Origin of the sequence: Caloramator proteoclasticus DSM 10124 (genome assembly GCF_900129265.1) — a bacterium.
GTDB lineage: Bacteria > Bacillota > Clostridia > Clostridiales > Caloramatoraceae > Thermobrachium > Thermobrachium proteoclasticum.
In genome coordinates this window covers 31045-50856 of the sequence record NZ_FQVG01000008.1, presented here as the reverse complement: position 1 = coordinate 50856, position 19812 = coordinate 31045, and the positions used below count along the sequence as shown (strand labels likewise).

The following is a 19812-nucleotide window of genomic DNA, read 5'->3' as shown; positions in this document are numbered from 1 at the left end:
TGACTAAAACATTATTTGATAGAATTTTTTTAATATTACTTCTTTTTTCGATATATATTGACATTTTTTTTATTTTAGATAAAATTAATAATTGTTGATGACCATATAACCTCTCATAAATTCTCAATACCCTAAAGAAACCTTAATCTTTTATCCCCCTATTTTAAAAAATAAGCTGCCAAACCCATAACCCCACACAAAAACCACTTCCCCGGTGGTTTTTGTGTTTTTTGCAAAATCAAAAAGGAGCCAAGCTTTGGCTCCTTTTTGATTTTGTAGTTTATCTTCTACATTGCTACTTCATTGTTTTCAAAGACTATTTGTACATTTTTTGTAAGTATGTCAGAATAGCTATATGAAATAACTCTTGATGTATTGTCACTTGCTTCGACTCTAACTACAAATATATTGGGATATGTTTGTTCTAAAATACCCTCTTTTACAAGAACTTTCTTTCTGCCGTTGTTTGCCTTTAAAAGGACCTTTTCTCCTACGTGCTCATCAATATTTTTTTTGATGGCATCTAAAAGTTCTTTCCCCTTCATAACAAACACCCTCTTTCCACAAATACAATTTTACTCCAACAACTTAATTTTGTCAAATAAAATAATTAATTTTATCAGCATTTTTATCTAAAGTCAATATTAATTTTATGTTTACTAATTTTAAAATTTTTATTAATTTCATAATACTTCACTATATCTCAACAATACTCTATAATTCATATAGTATTTCAATTTGACAAAAAATCATTGTAATAATGCCAAGACATTTCAAAAATACCTTGGCATTATTACAATCAAACAATAACTTCAAAATATTCACATACAGCCCTATATATCGCCTCTGCGATTTTATAAATATTCTCTTCACATATTAACCTACTATCTATATTTCCTGTAATATACATACACTCTACAATAACTCCTGTGCTTTTGCTCTCCCTTAAAATGTAGTAGTCCCCTTCTCTTATACCCCTATTTTTTATCTTCAATTCCTCTGTAACCCTATCTAATATCTTTTTTGATAGGGTTACAGCATCTATATCATCCTTAAAACAGTAAACCTCTATTCCATTAACGCTCTCCTGAGGAAAACTATTCTGATGTATGCTTATAAATATATCAGGTCTTTTCCTGTTTATTATTTTAACTCTATCTGAAAGTGTTATATCCTCATCTATACACCTTGTCAAAATACATTCAGCCCCTTTGTTAGATAGAAGTTCATATAACCTTAGGGCAATTTTTAGGTTTATATCCTTCTCAATAAAATCGCCATTTACATTCCCAAAATCCCTTCCACCGTGTCCTGCATCTATTACAATTTTTCTTCCCTCCAGTGTATTTACAATTTTGTCCTCATCAAGCTTAACAAATTCAATACCTGTATAGTAGTATTCTATTATATCCTTAAAATCTTTATTTTCATTTGCCATAGAACAAGCACCCTCAATACACACACCAAGCCCTATTCCTTCACCCACAACCTTTAAAACTATGCTATCTTCTTTAAAATAAACTCTATTGCTCTTTAAACCTAATATCTCCATTAGCTTATCTCCTGTTATTTCCTTGCCAAGAAGATTAAGTTTTCTTATTCTTCCTGTATCATCCCTCGACACATCACGTATAATTTCCCTTATCTGGTCTTTATATTTAATTCTACATCCTATTGCATTTGCCATCTTTTCGCAGTCAATCTTTATTTCTTCACATCTTTCGCTACATCTTCTGCAAAGTACCTTTCTTAAATAATTAACCTTATATCCTAATATAGACTCTGAATTTGCTGTCCCTCCTCCACAGCACTTTGTAAAATATAGTGAAACAGGTTCAGCATTATTTACAACAATTATACCTTGTGTCTCATCATAGGCTCTATCCAATAGTTCCTTCTTTGTATCTTCAAGTTTTTTTAAATTATCCAAATTAATTTCGCCACTAAATTCTCTTTTGTAATACCCAGAATTTTTTACGTGTACAACTAGTTCACTTCTTTTTAAAACAATTAATGCCTTTAAAACCTCAAATGGCATATCAAAAATATCAATATCTATTTTCAACACATTACTTAAAACAAAATCTTTAAAGGATACACCCATTATCTTCATAAACACCCCACCTATGCATAAGGTGATTTAGGTAGTCCCTCTCTATATTTGCCCCGCGTCTCAAGTCCACCTATACCCTTAATCCCTGTAATTGTACTATCAACTATCTCTTTAGGATTTAAAAACTTTGAAATACTTGAAAATGCTATCTTTTCACAAACAAAAACAGGGTCCATGGCGTGTATAAAAACCCTATTAGGAGAGCTTGCAAAATTTGCCCCTGCCTCAATTAATGCTTCATAGAAGGATTGACAAGCACCGGCAAATATAACCAAATCATCATAGGATGGCTCGTATTCCCTTGCTCTTCTTACCGCCTCGACAAAGTATCTTGAGTTTCTATAGCTATCTAAATTTTTGTAGTCCTGACTACCCTTAAGCATCGCATCGTGACCTGTTAAGACCAATATATCAGGTCTTACTTCATTTAAAAGCTCAAGAACAACATCCGGCTGCCTAACCTCTGGAACAAATCTTCCATAAGCCTCTATACCAAGCTGTTTATATCCTTTTAAGCATATATTTAAATATTCCATATCACCATCTATATGAAGGACCTTGCCAGGACGGCCAAAGGTAACATTTGAGTTTACATTTGGAGTATTTATTCTTTGAAAGGTCCCTTGACTTCTTCTTTGAAGTACTGCCTTTTTAATGAGTGTATTTACTCTCTTTAGGGTTTCATCTTCCTCCTTTGATATTTTAGAAATAGGTGGCTTCTCTAAATCCTCCTCCTGTGCATCTGCAATTAATCTGTAGTTAGTTCCCTTTAAAATATATAGGTTTGTACCATCCTGTTTTTTTACTATCTCCATTATTTTAAAATAGACATCACCGCCATAGGATTTCCTTATAACTATATCCCCCACTTTAAATTCCTCCATAACATCACCTCCTTTGTATATAATATGTTTTATTGAAGTATAAGGTTAAAAAATAATGACATAGGGCAGTTTAGAATATATACCTTCCAAACTGCCCTATGTCACAGTTATCACATTTTTCATACATCACAATATTTCATCTAACTTGCTTAAAAACTCTAAATATCTATCCTTTTCATCAACTATCTCCTTCATTTTCTTTAGGAAAGTAGCCTCTGTCCAAGCTGCCTCTTTATAGTAGTATCTATTAGCAAGCCGCCAAAATCTCTGTGGAAATTTAAGTAGTGTCTTTAATACTTCCTTTTCATCAGAAGTAAGCTCTCTTATTGATGAGTATTCCTTTAAAATAACTACTGCATAATCTATATTCCAGTCAACCCTCTTTAATGTTTTAACAATAAGGGTTGATAAGTCATAGACCTGAACCTCAGATTTCAAATAATCAAAATCAACTAAGTACACCTCATCAGGATTTTTTATTAATATGTTGTGGTATGTGTAATCGTGGTGGCACAAAACCTTTTCAATTAGGGACATATCGCATACCTTTTTATAGCTTTCCATATTGATAGTTTCATAAGAATTCTTTGCAAGCTCATAAAAACTATCTACATTTGATAAATACAGCATATCAAACTCAGTTTTCTTTTTGTTCTTTTGTGCCATCTCCTTCATTTTCTTAAGGGTTCTAAGTCTTTTTTCAAGGACGTATGGCAATTTACCTACATCACATCTAACCTTAAGGTTTTCCTCTAAATCAAACCCCCTTGCTGCTATATGAAATTTTGCTAAAGTTCTTGCAGCTATCTTAACATCTTCTAATATCTTAAAATCTGCCTCTCTTCCATCAATCCAGTCGGTAACTATATATATATCCTCATTTACAAGGGCATATGGATTATTATTAAGGGATAGATTGTATCTATCTACCCTTTCAAAACCATTTGAAACAATATGATTTTTAGCCTTATAAATATAATTTAGTTTTTGAATTCCATAGGATATTTTCTTTAAACATTTATCCCCTTTGTCGGTTTTTAGTAAATATACTCCTTTTTTTGGTATACAGTCGTATATTCTAAAACCAAATTGATTTGATATTTCTGTTTCTCTAACCATAATTCCACCCCCTTTATTCATTTTTATGTCAGTTTCTATTCAACTATTCCAAATGAATAATAAATAATTGACAATATGTTTAGCAAAATAAAGCGTTTTTAGTTCACAAAACTAAAATTTCAGAATGTTTATTTTTTGTAACATAAACAAGCAAAATCATTGCTTAAATTTGTTTTTCTAAATTTTTCGAAATTTTATACTGGTTGTTTTTATTGAATTTTTTAATTCAAGTTTTTATATCATAGACTATTTTGCATTTTATCCGTCATTTTCAATTCAATTTAAAATATTATTTGAATTTACTAAATATTACTACTTTTTTAAAATATATTGTTAAAATTATTTTAACATTTTATAATACTAATTGTCGAAAAAAAATAATATAGGGGGTAGCACAATGGAACAAAAGGAATTAAAACGTTTTAACCTTAACAGCTATGCCTTCATAGTAAGCTACATATTTATGGGATTACTTTCAGGTATAGCCTTTGACGTACTTGTTACATTCCTACAACAAGTATCACTTGGTACTGCACAATCATTTTCAGCCTATATGGGCTACAGTACCTTCCTTGCAGCAGCAATTCTTCTTTTAGCACCAAAGGTAGGATATAAGGCACTTGCACTTGCAGCTCCTTTAATGGTTATATTAGGACTTGTTGCAGTTGCTTATGTAAATGTTGGACTTATATTCCCAGTTGCAACACTTGCAATATTAACTGGTACAACACTTTATGACGTAATACTTCCACCATACCTTACAGCATATACTACACCAGAAAACAGAAATAAAATATTCTCAACTGCTATTTGGACAAACCTTGCTGGTATGGTTGTTGCAACTTACTTTGGAGGTTCATTAATTGTAAATAGATTTGCTGCAAGAATGAATATTTCAAAGGCAGAAGCTCAAGCTATTTCAGAAGCAGTTGACAAGATGAGCCCTGAAATGCTAAATCAATATATCCTTGCACATAAAGACGTACTTCTAATGTTTGCAATAGTTGCACTTATATCATTAATACCATTCCTATTTGTAAAACAAGTTGAATCAGACTATAAAGAAACAAGCAAAGAAAAGAAGGGCTTTGATTGGTCAATACTTACTAATAAATACGTTCTTATATTCTTAGTATATTATGCTCTAATTAGATTTGGTGCATCATTAATATGCCCATACTTCTCAGTATATCTAAATAAGTTTGTTGGAATAGACAGAGCAACTACTTCAAAGCTAATTTCTTATTCATACTTTGCTGGCGTTATATTTACAGCTATATGTCCATATATAGTAAAGAGGATTGGACAAGTTGTTGCACTTGGTGGTCTTGCACTTGCATCAATTCCATTTATGATGTTCATTGCAAATGGACGTGCATTTGGTGACAAGGCTGCTATGGTAGTAGGTTTAGCACTATTCTTTAGATTTGGTCTTATGAATGCTGCAAACCCAATAATGAACTCACTACCAATGGAATTCGTTTCAAAGGAACTAAGACCTGCATACAACTCAGCAATATTCGTTGCAGGTGCACTAACATCAATACTTGCAGGTTTCTTTACAAAGGGATTCCTATTTAAGACTACATCTGGTTATGCAGTAGCTTACTATATAACTGCTGCTGTATATACTACAGCTTCAATACTATTACTTGTGACATACACTAAAAAATACAATAGATCAAGCGAACAAAAAGAAGAAGAAAAAGCTGCTTAATTCCTTAACATCTGGGCTGCAAAATGCAGCCCTTTTTCTTTACGTTCCTTCTTCACACTTTTATTTATATAACATATTATGATATAGTAGAAATATTTATAAGGTGCTAAAATGAAGATTGGAATTGATGCACGTGCCGCAAGATGGTATCGTGGAACTGGAATTGGCACATACACATATCAAATTATCTATAATATATGCAGGCTCGATAAAATAAACAGGTACACCTTCTTTTTGCCTAATGAAAACAACTCCGACCTTGATATTCCAAATAACATTGAGGTTAATATAATTGACGACAGAAGTAAAGATACCTTTTGGGAGGATGTCTATATTCCTAATTTAATCAGCAATACAAATATGGATGTATATTTTGTACCTCAAAATGGAATTGGTCTACCAAAGGATAAACCCTGCAGATTTTTTATTACACTTCACGATGTAATCCCCTATAAAATGCCTGAAACAGTAGGCCCTCAATATCTTGACATATATCTTAGAGAAGTTCCAGAGCTTATTAAAAGAGTAGATGGAATAATAACCGTATCTAATTTCTCAAAAAAAGATATTGCAGAAACCCTAAACTTTCCTGAAGAAAAAATATATGTAACACATCTTGCAGCCGAGGATTTTTATGTTCCTATGGATAAAGAAATTTGTAAAAACTTTGTACTAAGAAACTATGGTATAGAAGATGATTTTATCCTTTATGTCGGTGGATTTAGTCCAAGAAAAAATATAAAGGGACTTATACAGGCCTTTTCACTATTAAAGGAAAAGTACAAAAATCCTATTAAACTTGTTATACTTGGGAAAAAAGGTAGGTCCTATTATGATTACAGGGATCTTGCTCTTAAACTTAATCTAAAGGATGATGTAGTATTTACTGGATATGTTCCTGTTGAAGAACTTCCAATCTTTTATAATGCTGCAAAGATTTTTGTTTATCCCTCCTTTTACGAAGGTTTTGGTCTTCCTCCTCTTGAGGCTATGGCCTGTGGAACACCAACAATTGCATCAAATAAAACATCTATACCTGAAGTTCTTGGGGAGGATACACTATATATTGACCCATATGAAATAGAGGATATAAAAGAAAAAATGCTGATTCTTCTAAAGGATGAAACTCTATATAACAAAATGGTGCTTAAAGCACTAAAGAGAAGCAGTATATATTCTTGGAAGAAAACAACAATTGAAACAATAGAAATATTAAATAGATAGAGGGGAATTTTGCTCCCCTCTATCCTTCTATAAACTCCTTAAAGTCCTTTAAAAACCTCTCCCTATCATCCTTATACTCTGCCTTTCGCTTTAGCTTTTCAAAAAATTCATCCTCATCCCATCCTCTTGTCTTCATATAGTAGCTTATCGTGATATCATAAAAATCCTGTGGGAATAAAAGGTATGCATAAAGCACCTCAAGTTCATCCTTTTTTAGCTCGTTAATGCTTCTGTATCCCTGAAGAACAGTGTCTGCCATATCTATATTCCACATATTGTGTTTTATTGCCTTTGTTATAAGATTACAGAGGTCGTGATAGGGTAAATCCACAACAGCATAGTCAAAATCAACAAAATAATAATTATCCTCATTGTCCACAATTATATTGTGATGTGCTAAATCGTGGTGGCAAAGAACATACCTTTCTCTGCACAACCTCCTATACTCCGACTTTTGGAGTTTGTTTAGGGCTTGTGTTGCTTCATCTATATAATAATCTGCATACTCTAAAAAAAGTTTATCAAAGTCACTCTTATTTAAATGAAGCTTTGCAAAGTCTCTACACATATTAAGTTCCTTTATCTTTTTTATGATATTTGCTTCCATCTTATAGAGATTGTTTCGTATATCCTTAACCTTAATTCCCTCTGATGCACTATGAAGTTTTGCAAGTGACTTTGATGCTCCTATTAAATCAACAGGATTTTCATATATGCACTCGCGTCCCTCAATTAAATCAAGTACAACATATATACCACCTTGATATTCAACATAGGGTTTTCCTTCTATACTCTGCTTAAAATTTATTACATAGGGGTATGTCCTTCTTATGTGATTTAGTGCCTCATAGATGTACTCAAGTTCCTCTAACTTATAATCTATCTTTTTAAGTATCTTAAGCCCCTCATTTGTTTTTAATATAAAAACTGAACGGATGGGCACAGCATCTTCAACTAAAAAATTATATCTATCAAAAAGTTCTGTGTCTAACATATATGTTGAAAGATATACTTTGTCTCTAAACTTATATTCCATAAATTCACCTCACATCATCCTTAATAGAGGCCCTTTGAAGCTTTGCTACTAAATTAGCATCCTTCTGCCTCATATATTCACATATTACCTTAAGTGTATTTTCAGGAAAGTTTAAATATGCCTCAAGTATATTTAAGTTTATCTGCCTTGGTGAATTTTTACTGTAAATATCTATTATTTTGTCTTTATTTTCTCTATTTGTCTTTTTTATGAGCATAGCCAAATCTTCCTCTATAAGTCCATAGGATAAATCAAATACATCGTATATATAATACTTTCCATTTAACTCCGCCAATGTCTGTTTTCCAATGTCATATAGGACTATTTCCTTCTTCTTCATACTTAGTTCAAGAAGATTAAAATATTCTATGCTTCTAAAGGCCTTCATTGCACCTTTACATCTTGTCTTTAGCTCACCCAAAATAGATACAACCTTCTCCTCAAACTCATTACGCCTACTCTTTTCACTTATCTCATCTATAAATTTATCTAACATTGTATAAAGATTTCTATATTTACCTGTTCTCTTTCCCCAGGTTACACTTGGTTTTATTTCATCCCTTGCTGTAAATCCCCCTGTTGTTTTGTGAAAATCTGCCAAAAGCGAAGCTAAACAATAGGCATTTATATCCTTCTTTAAATCGACAAAGCTATATATGTTTGTTAAAATATAAAGTTCATTTTCATACTTTATATATGGTTTCCCATCACTTAGGCTTTCAAATACAACAATATTATTAAATCCATTTTTCACAGAATGTTCTATAACTTCATTTATAAAAAGTATTTCTGACTCCTTTATACCAACCTTCTTTAAATGAAGTCTTCTACTTCCAATATCAACAATAAACCCATCGTCAACCTTTTCAATTTTTTTTATTTTATCTTTTCCCCCTTTAAAATCCATACAATCACTCCTAATGTTTTCTTTTACGCTTTTTCTTTAAATGCTTTTCCTTTGATTTTTCTATCTCCCTTATAATCTCATCCTTCTTCTCAAGAAGTTCCTCCATCTTCTCCTGCTGTTTTCTCAATTTTTTCAACCTCTTTATTTCATCCTTTAAACCTTTTATTTTATCCTCCAAATCTCCAATGTTTATATTTTCTTCATCTGTCCTTTTAAGAAGTTCTAAGGTTATATCGTTAAGTTCGCTCTTCATTTTTTCTATTTTTTCTATATATTTATCTATATTTTCCATATAACCCCTCCAGCTCATCTAAAAATTTAAATCTATTTTCCGAATCAGAAACAACCCTATTTAGCCTCTTTAAAAAGTTGTCCTCTGTCCAGGGCTGCTTCTCAACATAATATTGCAGACCCACCTGCCAAAAATCCTGTGGAAACTCCATAAAGCAGAATATAAGATTAACCTCCTCCAATGAAACAGGAATGTATCTTCCATATTCATTTAAAATGAAGTTAAATAGCTTAATATCCCAATTACCATATCTTAAGTTTCTGATTAATATACTTGATAGGTCGTGAAGATGTGTATCCATTATTGCATAGTCATAATCAATTATAATTAGATTATCGTTTGTTATTAAAAAGTTGTGATTTGCTGTATCGTGATGGCATACCTCGTGAAGTTTTTTATGGGATTCCATTATTTTTAGATATCCGGACTTTTCAAAATCCCTTAGGCACTTCAGTGACTGTTTATAGTGCATATCAAAATATTTTAAGAATATCTCATCAAACTCAGTTTTATCCTCCTTTGCTTCACATATTGCTCTAAAGTATAAAAGTTCACTACTTCTTTTTCTAAACTTTTCAATCCACTTACCATAATAATCTCTTATTCTTATGTCATATTTAAATCCTCTTGATAATATATGAAGCCTTGCAATTGCCTCTATGCACATCTTAAGTTCTGTTAAATCCTTAAAGTCTGCCTCCTTTGCTTCTATAAAGTCTGTAAGATATGCATAAGCATCATTTAATGATATAAAAAGCTCTCCATCCTTTGTTTTATAAATAGGAAGTATGTGTTCATAGCCTTTATTTATAAGATATAGCATTACACTTATAATAAAATTATATTGTTTTAAATCGTACTTTGATGTTTTTAAGCAATATAAACCTTTATCTGTATTAAGTTTATATATATTCTTTATTTTTTCGTAGGAGAGAATTTTAAATCCATAGGCCTTTTCTACTTCATCAAAAAACATACTTCATCTCCCATTTAAGAGTTCTATTTTATAATATGTTTATAAATTCTTTTTGTGCTACTATGATATTTAAAAAAATATGCACATTTGGCTAATAAATGTAATATTTATAATATATACAGCTAATTTTCGGAGTGATAGGATGAATATTGCCATAGATGCAAGAGGTGCTAATCTTTATGCTGGAACCGGAATTGGAACCTATACAATAGAGCTTTTGAAATATATAAATCTACACGACTTTGAAAATAATTATTTATTATACTGGTATGGGAGTAACTATAAACAATTTAACTTTAATAAGAACATATCCATAAGTATTGCTTCTAAAAAACACCACCATTTTTTTGAGGAATACTTTATACCCGAAAACCTAAAGGCTAAAAAAATTGATTTATATCACGTTCCACAGAACGGAATAGGACTTCCTTCTAAAAAAAACTGTATCTATATATCTACAATTCACGATTTGATTCCATATGTAATGCCCGAAACTGTTGGTCGTGGATATTTAAAAAAATTTATATCGCAAATGCCACAGATAATACAAAATTCTGATTTTATAATAACCGTTTCAAACTTCTCCAAAAAGGATATTATGAGGATATTTGACGTGGAGGAGGATAAGATAAAGGTAACACACCTTGCAGCCGATGACTATTTCAGACCAATCGAAAAGGATGTATGCAGAGACTTTTTAAATAAAAGATATAACATAGATTTTGATTACTTTTTATACATTGGTGGATTTAGTCCAAGGAAAAACGTTAAATCCATACTTCTTGCCTATTCAAGGCTCATTAAAGATATAAGGGATAAGTTTAAGGTTGTTATTGTAGGTTCATCTAAAGATGAGCACAGCTTTTTGATAAGCCTTGCAAATAGTCTAAACATAAAGGAAAATGTTATATTTACTGGATATGTACCCTATGAGGATTTGCCCTATTTTTATAGTGGTGCAACTATATTTTTATATCCATCACTGTATGAAGGTTTTGGACTTCCTCCCCTTGAGGCAATGAGTTGTAAGACACCAGTTATAACATCTAATGTTTCATCTATACCTGAAATTGTTGAAGATGCTGCACTTCTTATTAATCCCTTTGATGCAGAAGAGCTAAAAAACTCAATTGAGAGTCTTATTGTGGATGAAAACAAAAGAGAAGGTCTCGCCAAAAAGGGATATGAACATTCATTAAAATTTAGTTGGAATAAAACTGCAAAGGAGACACTAAACATATATAAGGAGGCAGTAGGAAAAATATTGTAATGTCCCCTTAAAAAACTAAGAAGGGGTGGTTTTGTGGGCGAGACAGTAGAAAAATTTGGTTTTGCGGCAAAGTATAAATCGGTTGGTGAGCTTTTTAATACGGAGATATTACCAATTATCGATTCAATATCAAGGCTTGGAGTCGCTGCTGATGGATTTGCTTCTGCTGCAAATTCCATTTCACATATAAATTTTACAGAACAACACGAAATAAAAGAACTTTTGGAGCTGGTATTTGAGATTAGACGTTCAGCAGAGGATTTGCATTGTCTTTTAGATAAAAGACTTGATGCTGCAATTAAAACTGTTGAAAGTGGAGTTTATGACATAAAAAATATAAAGGAAGCAAAAGAGGAACAGGAAAAATAAAAAATGAAACAAAATTATAGTACAACAATAAGTTTTTATGGAGTTTGTTTGCCTTTTCAATTCTTATGCCTATCTATATTTTATAAATAATCAGTTAGGAATTGATAAGGTTTATAATATTACCTAAAAATAGAGCGACATTCATCTTGAAAACTCTAAGATGAATGTCGCTTATTAGATTAAAAATTATAGCAATAATTTAATACATATTATGGGAAATGTCACATTTCACCTGGGTGGCACTTATTTAGGAGTTTGTCTATAGATATACCAACTGATATTACCCCTTCTTTATCCACCCTCTTTACAGCCATAAACTTAAATAGTTCTCCTGTGTCTAATCTTCTTGTTAGTGGGTATATTTGAACTTCTCTTCCACTCTTTACAAAATCCCTATACCTTCTATCAAGTTCAAAAATATTTAAACCCAATGCATCCTTTGTTGTACCATATTCAAATATTCCCTGTGAATTTGCATAATAAACATCATTTATGTCTAATTCCTTGCATAATCTTTTCAATGCTGCCTCTGACTTATCTCCTCTGTATTCCATTATTTTTTTACCTATCTCAACTAATTTATCCTCTACACTTTTATCTATACTTTGGCTTAAAAATTCATCTGATGCTGAAGAAATATCATTTGAGATAACTTTAAACTTTTCTACAACAGTCCATTGATTTTGTATAAGTTCTGCTGCCTTTTCTATCAACGAAGATGTATTTTCGTGGGATGAGTAAACAGCCTGTGCAGTTTCAAGGGCTGAATTTGTTGAAGACTCTATTCCCTTTGCCTGTATAATTACATTATCAATATTTTTATTAAGCTCAACAGAAGAATTTATAAATCTGTATATTGAATTATAAAGCTCCTCCATCTCCATCTTTGTCTGTTCCATCTTAATTGAACTTTGGTTTGAAACCTCATCAAGTCTATTTATATTTTGAGTAATTCCATCTAATACCTTTTTAATATTGTCGCTAAACTCCTTTGATTGAGCTGCAAGCTTTTTAATTTCTGAAGCTACCACTAAAAATCCACGTCCAGATTCACCAGCACGTGCTGCCTCTATGCTCGCATTTAAGGATAAAAGGTGTGTCTTATTTGCAATTTCATTTATATAATCTGCAATCTCATAAATCTTTTGTGAGGATGTAACGAGCTCATCCTTGCTCTTTGAAAAATTCCTATATACATTTATTAGCTCATCAAAATTTTGTCTTGAAGTCTTTATTGAATTTTCATTTTCTTTAATGTCTTTTATACAATAATTTGAAAAGTTCTTAGCATCTTGGGCTGATCTCATTATATCTGAAACCTTTGACATAATGTTCTCTATTTCTTTTATTATTGATTTTATATTTGAATTATCCTTATCGCTTAGTACAGTTATTTCATCTGATAAGCTGTATATCTCCTTTGACAAATCATATAGTTTATTGCTTGATATATATATATCCCTGCTACTATTTGCAAGCTTTTTTGATATATCCGTAAAATTTAACTCATTTTTTTCAACCTTTTCCTTTACATACACCACCCTTTTAGAAGTAAAATAGGTCACTAACGGCAACAATAAAGTTAATATTGTAAATGATATTATAGGATTTAAATTTAAAAAAATAAAGGCTGCAGATACAAGTCCCCCAAAAACAAAAATCAAAAATAACTTTAGTAAATCTTTCATCATATACCCCCTTTGTAGAATGTGTACTTTAATTATAACAAAAAAAATTTCATCCTTCCATAGATTAAAGGAAGGATGAAGTGCATTTAACACAATTTTAAATATGTTATGATTTTTCAATTAATATACTCAAACCTATACACTTATTACCCCTAAATGGTTGATTTTACTTTTAACCTTGTTGTCTTATATTTTGAATCTCTCTACCGCTTTTACAAGCTCATCTGCAATTTGTGCAAGTCCTTGTACTGATTCTGCAATGTCCTGCACTGAAGCAGACATCTCTTCACTTGATGCTGAAATTTCTTCAGTTGAAGCAGATGCTTCTTCAATTATACTTGATACATTTTCAGTCTTTGCAAGTACAAGATCCTTAACCTCAACTGTTGAATCAACTGATTTATATACATCTTCTATTGTAGGAACAATAGCCTCAACTGAAATTAATATATCCTCGAAGGATTTTACAGTTTTATCCACTGTTTCAATTTGGGATTTAACGTGATTATCAACCTCACTAACAGTTGTTATAACTTCCTTAGTATCTTCATTTATTGAAGTAATTAGATTTTTTATTTCATCTGCAGAACGCTTAGATTCCTCTGCAAGTTTCCTAACTTCATCAGCAACAACTGCAAAGCCACGTCCTGCTTCTCCTGCACGTGCTGCCTCTATTGCCGCATTTAATGCAAGAAGGTTTATTTGATCTGCAATATTTGTTATTGCATCCGTAAAACTACTAACTCTTACTACAGAATTTGAAAGGTTCTGAACCTTATTATTAACCATCGTAAAGGATTGTTTTATATCCTCAATTGATTTTAAAAGAAGATTTAATTCATTCTTACCTATATTTACTTTATTTTTTGTATCATCTGTTGATTCTTTAACATTTTTTAATTTTTGATATATGTTATCCATATTTTTAGCTAAATCCTGCATTAAACTAACAACGGCAGAGATCTCTTCAGATTGTGTATGTGTTCCTCTTGCCACTTCATTTATGGTAGCTGCAACCTCTTCTGAACCTGCTGCCATCTCCTGTGATGTTGAAGCTAATTCTTCTGATGATTTACTAATATATTCCGATTTTTGTTTAATATCGCCAATTATCATCTTAAAGGATTCTTTTACCCCTAAGATAGCCTTTGCCATCTCTCCAAATTCATCTTTATTTTTTATAAGATTTCCGTCTACATCCTTTGTTAAATCTCCATCAGACATATATGAAAGTAGAGCTTTAAATTTATTAATTGCATTTACTGCATTGTTAGAGAATATAAATAGTATTGATCCTACCAGTAAAAATGAAAGAATTCCTATAATACTCATTGTAATAATAGTTTTATTTATTGCATCATATACAGGTTTCATTGAAATACCTATATTAATCGCACCGATGTGCTTTCCATTAATATATACTGGTGCTAAAACATCGTATACCTTCACCTTTTTAACATCATAATAATATTCTGAAGCGGATTCTAAACCATCTATAGCTGCCTTTTTACTTCCCTCCTCCTTAAGTTCAATTCCTATTCTTTCTTTTATGCTGTTGGCTGCTGCCTTTAGATTTCTATCTATAAATAGAGCATAAACTATATTAGGGTTTTTACCAATTTCATCTACTATTGCCTGATAGCTTGTTTGGTCATACATAGCCTGTATCTTATTGGCAAGTATCCCGACCTGAATCATTCCACCCTTTGGATTTTTAATATAGCCATATTTATAGTAATTATTGTTTTCTCTGCTTTTTCTTATATTTTCCATAAGCTCACTCTGTTTGCCTGATAACACAGGATAAGAAATATGTTTTTCATCAAAACTTGCTCCAATGCTTGATTGAAGGTTAGAATAAATTATTACACCCTTTGAATCAGTATAGTTTATTTCATCTACACCTAATGTCTCTGCAAGTTTAACTAACACTTCATTATTTATTGATGGTTGTTCTAAAATAATCCTACCTGATACTCTTATTTTATCTTCTACCTGTTCATTTAGCGTGTTATACGCCAATCCACTTTGTTCTATTCTTTTTGCCATTTGTCTTGTAAGTTCTAAACCATCATTTTTCATCGTTGATAACACAGACTTTTTTGTATAATTTACTGCTAAAACAGTAAATAAGGTATAAGAAATAAATAATACCAATAATGGAATTATTGTTAGTTTAAATCTTATAGAATTAAATTTGTGTTTTTTTACCATAGATTCACCTCCGAAGTTGAAATATAATTATAATAATTTTAAAGTTTTTGTTAACTATATTTTAATTTAGACAAAATATTTTATCAATATGTAATTTTCGACAAGTTTTAACGAAAGGAATTAATATTTAAATTAATCCTCGGCAAAAGTTACATTTTTTCTGTAAGGAGGTGAAAAATTCCGCTTGAATAATAAAAATAATTATTTAACACTATCCAAATAGCAGTATTATAAAAACTGTCCTTTTAACATTTCGAAACTTATAACAAGAGTTACGTTAACCACAAAGGCAAAACTTCATAAAGTTTGTTCGTTTCACACTAAAAAAATCCTTCCTCTTTTTTAGGAAGGATTTTTTTTGTTAAATTATATAAACTTCTCAAATTCTTCACTGCTTGAAATCTTCTTAACTAAATCCTTTATACTCTGTGCCCTATCCTTTGGACATACTAAAATTACATCATCAGTATCTATAATTAGCATATCCCTTATTCCTATTGCAGCAACTAACCTTTTATCTCCCATTATTGTTGTATTTTTTACATCCATAACAGCAGCTTCACAGTTTTGAATTATGTTTCCATTTTCATCTTTGCTTAAAAATCTCTCAAGGGATGTAAAGCTTCCTATATCATCCCATACAAAATTAGTTGGTATAACAACTGCCCTGTGGGTTCTCTGCATTACACCAAAATCAATAGATATCCCATCAATCTTTTCGTACTCTTCTTTTATTACTCTTTCCTCCTCATCTGTTCCAATGTATTCATATATTCTCATAAGATTTTTATATAAGTCTGGGAGGTATTTTTTTATCTCCCGCAGGAGTCTATCTGCACGACTTTCCAAAGTGCGATAGTTTATATTTAAAAGTATCTATAAATATATGATTAATAAATTTTAAATATAAATATAACTATAAACTTAATTTTTTATAAATAAATTTTTGTCGGCAATTGAGTGGTTGTGGTATACCACAACCGCCCGATTGCCGACAAATTTTATATAGCAGTATTTCTTAATTGGTCATATACTTTCTTAGCTAAATAGTCAAATACCACACTCTTAAACTCATCCTCAGTCATTATTTTAAGGAATAGTTTTTCATTCTCTTCTCTTCTATTAATTAAAATATCCATAAACGCCTTTGTGTAATCTAACTTGAAGTTATCAAAATCATTACTATTTGCACTAATCCTAATATCTTCATTGTTAATACTATCTTGTTCTAATTGGTCTAATGTAAGTCTATCTGTTTCTGTAAACTCCGTTCCAAATCTCTTATTTATTTTTTCTATAATAGTAGACAGCTTTGTTTTCTCCTCTTCATTTATTGATTTTCCAAAGGAAGTAGGCTTCAAGGTTGCTCTATCTTCTCTAATTAACGAAATGCTTCCATCAAAGGTTTTCTGATTTTTATAATATTCTAAAGCTACTTCATCTGCTAAATTTAGCTTAACTGAACCTGATTTCGGTAGTTTCTTAAGAAGAAAATTCAAATAAATATATAGTTTATGCAATTCTGTATCCGCAAAAGGTCCTATCTGAAGAATGAAAGAGTATGTTCTAACATACTTATTAGCAACACTTTTAAACTGTTCTTGTTCTTCTTTTGGAAGTTTTTTAAATCTTTCTACTGCCTTATCAAGAATAGAGTTGAGTTTCTCTTGTCCTTTTGGTGATTTTAATTTATTTTCAAACTCAAGTTTTACCACATCTAATATTTCATCTTCTGTATATACCTGCACTGCATTTAATTCATTCTGTAAATCATACAAAACATTAGGGTCAGTTGCACATTCTAATTCAGTAACCTCATAAAAGGTTTGGAACGCCTTCTTGATTTCTTCAGGGTCATTAACAAAATCCAATATGAATGTGTCATTTTTACCTTTGCAGGTTCTATTTAGCCTTGACAATGTTTGTACTGCTTTAATACCTTCAAGCTTTTTATCAACATACATAGTATGAAGTAGTGGTTCATCAAAGCCTGTCTGATATTTTTCAGCAACAAGTAATACCTTATATTCATCAGATTTAAATTTCTCTGGTAATTCCCTTTCACTTATTCTATTTATACCTTCTTCTGTATACTCTACACCATCATCAATTACTGTTCCCGAAAATGCCACTAAAGCTTTTAAATCGTTGTATCCTTTTTCATTTATATATTTATCAAATGCTTGTTTATATCTTACTGCATGTAATCTTGAACTTGTAACAACCATTGCTTTGGCTCTTCCACCAATTTTATGTCTTGTTACTTGCCTAAAATGTTCAATCATTATTTCTGTTTTCTGTGCTATATTGTGGGGATGTAATGATACATATTTTGCTATAGCCTTTGCCGCTTTTCTTGATGGAACTTCAGGGTCTTCTTCTATTTTTTTAGATATTTTATAGAAGGTTTTGTAGGTAACATAGTTCTTTAATACATCTAAAATAAATCCCTCTTCAATGGCTTGCCTCATCGAATACACATGATACGGATAATATTTACCATCATCTCCCCTTATACCAAAATACTCAAGAGTTTTAGCCTTTGGTGTAGCTGTAAATGCATAATACGATATATTTCTATGAGGACCTAATTTTTTTATTTCTTCATTTATTTTATCTTCTAAATAATCTTCTTCATTTTGTTTATCTAACTCTTCTGCTTCATTTAAATCATTCGCAGACAAAACTAACCTTAAAGCAGCCGCAGACTTCCCTGTTTGTGATGAATGGGCTTCATCTATAATAATTGCGTAGTTTCTTGTTTCAAGACCATTTATTTTTTCAATAATATAAGGGAACTTTTGCAACGTTGTTATTATTATTCTTGTTCCATTAATCAATGCTTCTGCTAATTGATTTGAATCTTTTTCTATCTTTGCAACCATTCCTGCTTTATGTTCAATTTGGTAAATAGCATCTTGTAATTGCTTATCCAATACTCTTCTATCAGTTATAACTATAACGCTATTGAATATAGGGTTATTATCTTTATCATGAAGCTTTGCAAGTCTATGTGCAAGCCATGAAATACTATTGGTTTTTCCACTTCCTGCTGAATGTTGAATTAAATAATTTCTTCCCGTTCTATAATTTTTAGTATCATATTCTAACTTTCTTACTACATCTAATTGATGATATCTTGGGAAAATTAATGTTTCTTTTTCTTCTACTATTTCACCTGTACTATCTTTTATCTGCTCTTTCTTTATAAAAACAAAATTAAATAAAATATCTAATAAACTGTCCTTTTGCAATATCTCTTCCCATAGATAGTATGTTTTATATTTCCCTTCTACTTCTGGGTTTCCGCTTCCTCCATTATTTCCTTTGTTAAATGGTAAAAACACTGTGTTCTTTCCCTCTAACTTTGTAGTCATATAAACTTCTTCAGTATCAACTGCAAAGAATACTATTGCTCTTTTTTTAAATTTAAATAAAATTTCATTAGGGTCTCTATCAGTCATATACTGCAATTTTGCATCTTCAACAGTTTGACCAGTAAGAGGATTTTTAAGCTCCAAAATCATTATTGGTAATCCATTAAGCATTATCATCATATCTACACTATTATTGTTTTTTTCACTATAATGTACTTGTCTTGAAACTGTAAATATGTTTTTAGTGTATAAGTTTAATAACGTATAATTTAAATTATTTGCAGGTCTATTATATGCAAGTTTTAAATGAACACCATAATCTTTAATACCATGTCTTAGGCAATCTATTAATCCCCTCTTATTAAGTTCTCTATTAATTCTTTCAATGATTTTTTCTTTATATGATGATTTATATACATTCTTTAACTTTTCTATTTCTTTTGCTTGTGTTGATTCTAAAAATTCAAATAAAATATCTACATCTATTGCAATTTTTTTGAAAGTTTCTAATGCATCTTCTTTTAAATTACGCTTTCTATAACCGTTTATATTAATCAAATAATCTTCAATATTGGTTTCAAAACCTTTTTCAGTATGGTCAATGGACATACAAATTCCCCTCCCCA

Annotated in this window: 16 protein-coding genes; 4 read left to right on the top strand and 12 right to left on the bottom strand. The window is 30.9% G+C overall.

The annotated features are described in order from the left end of the window. Positions 1-287 precede the first annotated feature (287 nt). From BUB63_RS03475 to BUB63_RS03460, 4 genes are all read right to left on the bottom strand, one after another. Positions 288-545, bottom strand: coding sequence for a Veg family protein (locus tag BUB63_RS03475; protein WP_027309442.1), 258 nt, complete (start codon positions 543-545; stop codon positions 288-290). A 254-nt stretch (positions 546-799) separates the two neighbouring features. Further along, entirely contained in the window at positions 800-2113 is a 1314-nt protein-coding gene (locus BUB63_RS03470) for an N-acetylmuramoyl-L-alanine amidase (protein WP_073247954.1), read from the bottom strand. A gap of 11 nt (positions 2114-2124) precedes the next feature. Further along, positions 2125-2997 carry a sporulation peptidase YabG gene (gene yabG, locus BUB63_RS03465; protein ID WP_027309444.1) on the bottom strand — a complete coding sequence of 291 codons (873 nt, stop codon included), beginning with the start codon at positions 2995-2997 and terminating at the stop codon, positions 2125-2127. A gap of 126 nt (positions 2998-3123) precedes the next feature. Further along, a complete protein-coding gene (locus BUB63_RS03460; protein WP_073247953.1) occupies positions 3124-4116 on the bottom strand; it encodes a CotS family spore coat protein in 993 nt (330 codons plus the stop codon). Positions 4117-4513: 397 nt separating this feature from the next. On the opposite strand from BUB63_RS03460, the gene BUB63_RS03455 reads away from it, so the two are divergent. Next, positions 4514-5833 carry an MFS transporter gene (locus BUB63_RS03455; protein ID WP_027309445.1) on the top strand — a complete coding sequence of 440 codons (1320 nt, stop codon included), beginning with the start codon at positions 4514-4516 and terminating at the stop codon, positions 5831-5833. Positions 5834-5944: 111 nt separating this feature from the next. Then, the gene (locus BUB63_RS03450; protein WP_073247952.1) at positions 5945-7057 is read left to right on the top strand and encodes a glycosyltransferase family 4 protein; all 1113 of its coding nucleotides are present in this window, start codon (positions 5945-5947) and stop codon (positions 7055-7057) included. 19 nt (positions 7058-7076) lie between these two features. On the opposite strand, the gene BUB63_RS03445 is transcribed toward BUB63_RS03450, so the two are convergent. Genes BUB63_RS03445 through BUB63_RS03430 form a run of 4 tightly spaced genes read right to left on the bottom strand, consistent with a single transcriptional unit; the run spans position 7077 to position 10268 of the window. Continuing rightward, on the bottom strand, positions 7077-8093 hold the full coding sequence (locus BUB63_RS03445) for a CotS family spore coat protein (protein WP_073247951.1): 1017 nt from the start codon (positions 8091-8093) through the stop codon (positions 7077-7079). A gap of 4 nt (positions 8094-8097) precedes the next feature. Beyond that, entirely contained in the window at positions 8098-9000 is a 903-nt protein-coding gene (locus tag BUB63_RS03440) for a protein kinase family protein (RefSeq protein WP_027309448.1), read from the bottom strand. A 10-nt stretch (positions 9001-9010) separates the two neighbouring features. Continuing rightward, positions 9011-9292 (bottom strand): hypothetical protein, encoded by a 282-nt coding sequence (locus tag BUB63_RS03435; RefSeq protein ID WP_027309449.1) that lies wholly within the window; start codon positions 9290-9292, stop codon positions 9011-9013. Beyond that, positions 9276-10268 (bottom strand): CotS family spore coat protein, encoded by a 993-nt coding sequence (locus BUB63_RS03430; RefSeq protein WP_073247950.1) that lies wholly within the window; start codon positions 10266-10268, stop codon positions 9276-9278. Before BUB63_RS03430 ends, BUB63_RS03435 begins: the two co-directional genes overlap by 17 nt. Positions 10269-10410: 142 nt before the next feature. Here BUB63_RS03430 and BUB63_RS03425 point away from each other — a divergent pair, with 142 nt between their 5' ends. Both BUB63_RS03425 and BUB63_RS03420 read left to right on the top strand, forming a co-directional pair. Continuing rightward, complete coding sequence (locus BUB63_RS03425; protein WP_073247949.1) at positions 10411-11538, top strand: glycosyltransferase family 4 protein; 1128 nt, start codon at positions 10411-10413, stop codon at positions 11536-11538. 33 nt (positions 11539-11571) lie between these two features. Then, positions 11572-11907 (top strand): hypothetical protein, encoded by a 336-nt coding sequence (locus BUB63_RS03420; protein WP_027309451.1) that lies wholly within the window; start codon positions 11572-11574, stop codon positions 11905-11907. A 221-nt stretch (positions 11908-12128) separates the two neighbouring features. On the opposite strand, the gene BUB63_RS03415 is transcribed toward BUB63_RS03420, so the two are convergent. The 4 genes from BUB63_RS03415 to BUB63_RS03400 all read right to left on the bottom strand — a co-directional run bounded on the left by BUB63_RS03415 (position 12129) and on the right by BUB63_RS03400 (position 19795). Then, entirely contained in the window at positions 12129-13595 is a 1467-nt protein-coding gene (locus BUB63_RS03415) for a methyl-accepting chemotaxis protein (RefSeq protein WP_073247948.1), read from the bottom strand. 186 nt (positions 13596-13781) lie between these two features. Further along, positions 13782-15809, bottom strand: coding sequence for a methyl-accepting chemotaxis protein (locus BUB63_RS03410; RefSeq protein ID WP_073247947.1), 2028 nt, complete (start codon positions 15807-15809; stop codon positions 13782-13784). A 366-nt stretch (positions 15810-16175) separates the two neighbouring features. Next, positions 16176-16658 carry a hypothetical protein gene (locus BUB63_RS03405; RefSeq protein ID WP_073247946.1) on the bottom strand — a complete coding sequence of 161 codons (483 nt, stop codon included), beginning with the start codon at positions 16656-16658 and terminating at the stop codon, positions 16176-16178. A 152-nt stretch (positions 16659-16810) separates the two neighbouring features. Continuing rightward, complete coding sequence (locus BUB63_RS03400) at positions 16811-19795, bottom strand: type I restriction endonuclease subunit R (RefSeq protein ID WP_073247945.1); 2985 nt, start codon at positions 19793-19795, stop codon at positions 16811-16813. Positions 19796-19812 lie beyond the last annotated feature (17 nt).

Coding starts and splice junctions, on each gene's coding strand:
- BUB63_RS03475 (WP_027309442.1), bottom strand. CDS start 545: ATGAAGGGGAAAGAACTTTTAGATGCCATCAAAAAAAATATTGATGAG.
- BUB63_RS03470 (WP_073247954.1), bottom strand. CDS start 2,113: ATGAAGATAATGGGTGTATCCTTTAAAGATTTTGTTTTAAGTAATGTG.
- yabG (WP_027309444.1), bottom strand. CDS start 2,997: ATGGAGGAATTTAAAGTGGGGGATATAGTTATAAGGAAATCCTATGGC.
- BUB63_RS03460 (WP_073247953.1), bottom strand. CDS start 4,116: ATGGTTAGAGAAACAGAAATATCAAATCAATTTGGTTTTAGAATATAC.
- BUB63_RS03455 (WP_027309445.1), top strand. CDS start 4,514: ATGGAACAAAAGGAATTAAAACGTTTTAACCTTAACAGCTATGCCTTC.
- BUB63_RS03450 (WP_073247952.1), top strand. CDS start 5,945: ATGAAGATTGGAATTGATGCACGTGCCGCAAGATGGTATCGTGGAACT.
- BUB63_RS03445 (WP_073247951.1), bottom strand. CDS start 8,093: ATGGAATATAAGTTTAGAGACAAAGTATATCTTTCAACATATATGTTA.
- BUB63_RS03440 (WP_027309448.1), bottom strand. CDS start 9,000: ATGGATTTTAAAGGGGGAAAAGATAAAATAAAAAAAATTGAAAAGGTT.
- BUB63_RS03435 (WP_027309449.1), bottom strand. CDS start 9,292: ATGGAAAATATAGATAAATATATAGAAAAAATAGAAAAAATGAAGAGC.
- BUB63_RS03430 (WP_073247950.1), bottom strand. CDS start 10,268: ATGTTTTTTGATGAAGTAGAAAAGGCCTATGGATTTAAAATTCTCTCC.
- BUB63_RS03425 (WP_073247949.1), top strand. CDS start 10,411: ATGAATATTGCCATAGATGCAAGAGGTGCTAATCTTTATGCTGGAACC.
- BUB63_RS03415 (WP_073247948.1), bottom strand. CDS start 13,595: ATGAAAGATTTACTAAAGTTATTTTTGATTTTTGTTTTTGGGGGACTT.
- BUB63_RS03410 (WP_073247947.1), bottom strand. CDS start 15,809: ATGGTAAAAAAACACAAATTTAATTCTATAAGATTTAAACTAACAATA.
- BUB63_RS03400 (WP_073247945.1), bottom strand. CDS start 19,795: ATGTCCATTGACCATACTGAAAAAGGTTTTGAAACCAATATTGAAGAT.